Genomic DNA, 3,382 nt, shown 5'->3' with positions numbered 1-3,382 from the left:
CCGCCGGCGCAAGCCGCCGCGCCCGCCCCCGCGGCCAGGGCCGCCGGCCTCACCACCGATCAGGTCCGCGGCTTCTACGCCAAGGACAGCTACGAGGAGGTGCCGCTCGACGGCATGCGCAAGACAATCGCCAAGCGCCTCACCGAGGCGATGCAGGTTGCGCCGCACTTCTACCTGACCGTGGATTGCGAGATCGACGCGCTGATGGCGCTTCGCGAGCAGCTCAACCGGAGCGCCGGCAAGGACAAGGACGGCAAGCCGCTGTTCAAGCTCTCGGTCAACGACTTCGTCATCAAGGCGATGGGCCTCGCCCTGACCCGGGTGCCGATGGCCAACGCCGTCTGGGCCGAGGACCGGGTGCTGCGCTTCAGGAACGCCGAGGTCGGCGTCGCCGTGGCGATCGACGGCGGCCTGTTCACCCCGGTCATCCGCCGGGCCGACGAGAAGACGCTGTCCACCATCTCCAACGAGATGAAGGACTTCGCGGCCCGTGCGCGCGCCAAGAAGCTGAAGCCGGAGGAGTACCAGGGCGGCGTCACCTCGGTGTCGAACCTCGGCATGTTCGGGATCAAGCACTTCACCGCGGTGATCAACCCGCCGCAATCCTCGATCCTGGCGGTCGGCGCCGGCGAGAAGCGGGTCGTGGTCAAGGACGGCGCGCCCGCCGTCGCCCAGGTGATGACCGCGACCCTCTCCTGCGACCACCGCGTGCTCGACGGCGCGCTCGGCGCCGAGCTGATCGCGGCCTTCAAGGGCCTGATCGAGAGCCCGATGGGGATGCTGGTCTGACGACGGGCCGGTCGCGCGGCGCGGCGAGACCGCGTCGTGCCGAGCCGAGCCGCCGGCCGCTTTCGCGATAAGTGCCGGAGCGGTCGGCGCGCAACACCTTCTGAATACATTATCTCTCGGCGTTGAGCCGGATTCGCCGCTCTGCTAGCACCGCCTCCAACGGCCCGCGGATCAACCCGGGCCATCGGAGGAATGCGCCCGTGGAACCCGTCCAAACCTGGAACCAGGTCTACGATCCGTTCGGCAACCCGTGGCTGTCGACGCTGGCCGCCTCCGTGCCGGTGATCGCGCTGCTCGCCATGATCGCCAGCGGCCGGGTCAAGGCCCACATCGCGGCCGTGCTCGCCCTGGTGCTGGCCTTCGCCCTCGCCGTCGGCGCCTTCGGCATGCCGCTCGGCCTCGCGACCCGCGCCTCGCTGCTCGGGATGGTGACCGGGTTCTTCCCGATCGGCTGGATCATCCTCAACGTCATCTTCCTCTACCGGCTGACGGTGGAGAAGGGGTGGTTCGCCATCCTCCAGCAATCGGTGGCCGGCATCACCACCGACCGGCGGCTGCAGCTGCTGCTCGTCGCCTTCGCCTTCGGCGCGTTCTTCGAGGGCGCGGGCGGGTTCGGCACGCCGGTGGCGGTCACCGGCGCGATCCTGATCGGGCTCGGCTTCTCGCCGCTGGCGGCCTCCGGCCTGTCGCTCATCGCCAACACCGCGCCGGTGGCCTTCGGCGCGCTCGGCGCGCCGATCCAGGGCCTCGCCTCGGTGACGGGCTACGACCCCTACGTGCTCGGCGCGATGATCGGCCGGCAGCTGCCGGTGTTCTCGCTGATCGTGCCGTTCTGGCTGATCTGGGTGTTCGCGGGCTTCCGCGGCATGGTCCAGGTCTGGCCGGCGATCCTGATCTGCGGCGGCGCCTTCGCCGCGGCCCAGTTCGGCATCTCGAACTACGTCAACCCGTGGATCGTCGACATCGGCGCCTCGATCGCGGCGATGGGCGCCCTGGTGCTGTTCCTGAAGGTCTGGAAGCCGGCCGCGATCTGGACCTCGCCGGCGCTGCGCGGCAACGACCCGTCGATCGGCTACGGCGCGCCGCGGCCGGTGGCGCTCGGCGCCGGGGTTCCCTCCGATCTGCCCCGCGCCCCGGCCGCCACCGGCCGCACCGCCACCTCCGCCGAGATCGCGCTGGCCTGGCTGCCGTGGATCATCCTGTCGGTGATCGTGGCGATCTGGGGCACCGGCTGGTTCAAGGCCATCGTCAACCCGATCTTCACCTGGAAATACGAGGTGCCGGGCCTGCACAACGTGATCATGAAGGTGCCGCCGGTGGTGGCCAAGGCCCATCCCGAGGGCGCCGTCTTCCTGTTCACCTACATGTCCTACACCGGCACCGGCGTGCTGATCGCGGCGCTGATCTCGGGCCTGATCATGCGGTTCTCGCCCGTCCGCCTCGTCACCGCCTACGTCGAGACGATCTGGGTGCTGCGCTACTCGCTGATCACCATCGCGGCGATGCTCGCGCTCGGCGTGCTCACCCGCTACGCCGGCGTCGACGCGACGCTGGGCCTGGCGTTCGCCGGAACCGGCATCCTCTACCCGTTCTTCGGCACGCTGCTCGGCTGGCTCGGCGTCGCGCTGACCGGCTCCGACACGGCCTCCAACGTGCTCTTCGGCGGCCTGCAGAAGATCACCTCGGAGCAGCTCGGCCTGTCGGGCGTGCTGATGGCCTCGGCCAACTCGTCGGGCGGCGTGATGGGCAAGATGATCGACGCCCAGTCGATCGTCGTCGCCTCCACCGCCACCGGCTATTTCGGCCAGGAGGGCAAGATCCTGCGCTTCGTGTTCTGGCACTCGATCGCGCTCGCCTGCCTGGTGGGCGGGCTGGTGATGCTCCAGGCCTACGTGCATCCCTTCACCGCGATGGTGATCCACGTTCCGTAGCCTCGCGCCCGAGATCGCCGGCGACACCAAAAAAGCCCGCCCCCTGCGGAGGGGGCGGGCTTTTCCTTTGGCGCAGTCTGGCGACGGGGGAGGGCGGCCTCAGGCCGCCCGCACGCCGGCCAGGAAGTGGTCGACCGCGCCGCGCAGGTCGCCGGCCTGGCTCGACAGCGCACTCGCGGCGGCGAGCACCTGGGCCGAGCCGGAGCTCGCCGTCCCGGCCGCCTCGCTGACGCCCCCGATATGCTCCGACACCGCGCGGGTGCCCTGCGAGGTCTGGGCCGTGGTGCGGGCGATCTCGCCGGTCGCGGCCCCCTGCTCCTCGACCGCGGCGGCGATGTCGCCGCCGATCTGGGCCAAGCGCCGGATCACGTCGGTGATCCCGCTGATCGCCCGGACCGAGGCGTCGGTGGAGGCGCTGATCTCGACGACCTTGGCCGTGATCTCCTCGGTCGCCCGGGCGGTCTGGCCGGCCAGCGACTTCACCTCCTGCGCCACCACCGCGAAGCCGCGTCCCGCCTCGCCCGCGCGGGCTGCCTCGATGGTGGCGTTGAGGGCGAGCAGGTTGGTCTGGTCGGCGATCTGCGAGATCAGCCCGACGATCTGGGCGATGCTGCCGGCCGCCGTGGCGAGCCGCCGGACCTCGCCGGCCATGCCCTCGGCGT

At 70.7% G+C, this 3,382-nt stretch carries 3 protein-coding genes; 2 read left to right on the top strand and 1 reads right to left on the bottom strand.

Annotated features, from left to right (window positions below; translation table 11 throughout):
- Together FV230_RS26235 and FV230_RS26230 are read left to right on the top strand one after the other, a co-directional pair.
- On the top strand, window positions 1–789 hold a 789-nt coding region (locus FV230_RS26235), incomplete at its 5' end, for a 2-oxo acid dehydrogenase subunit E2 (RefSeq protein WP_187275629.1).
- Window positions 790–989: 200 nt separating this feature from the next.
- The gene (locus FV230_RS26230) at window positions 990–2,720 is read left to right on the top strand and encodes an L-lactate permease (RefSeq protein WP_147844470.1); all 1,731 of its coding nucleotides are present in this window, start codon (window positions 990–992) and stop codon (window positions 2,718–2,720) included.
- A 99-nt stretch (window positions 2,721–2,819) separates the two neighbouring features.
- On the opposite strand, the gene FV230_RS26225 is transcribed toward FV230_RS26230, so the two are convergent.
- On the bottom strand, window positions 2,820–3,382 hold a 563-nt coding region (locus FV230_RS26225; protein WP_246695009.1), incomplete at its 5' end, for a methyl-accepting chemotaxis protein.

Origin of the sequence: Methylobacterium sp. WL6 (genome assembly GCF_008040095.1) — a bacterium.
Lineage (GTDB): Bacteria > Pseudomonadota > Alphaproteobacteria > Rhizobiales > Beijerinckiaceae > Methylobacterium.
This window is presented reverse-complemented; position numbering and strand designations above follow the sequence as displayed.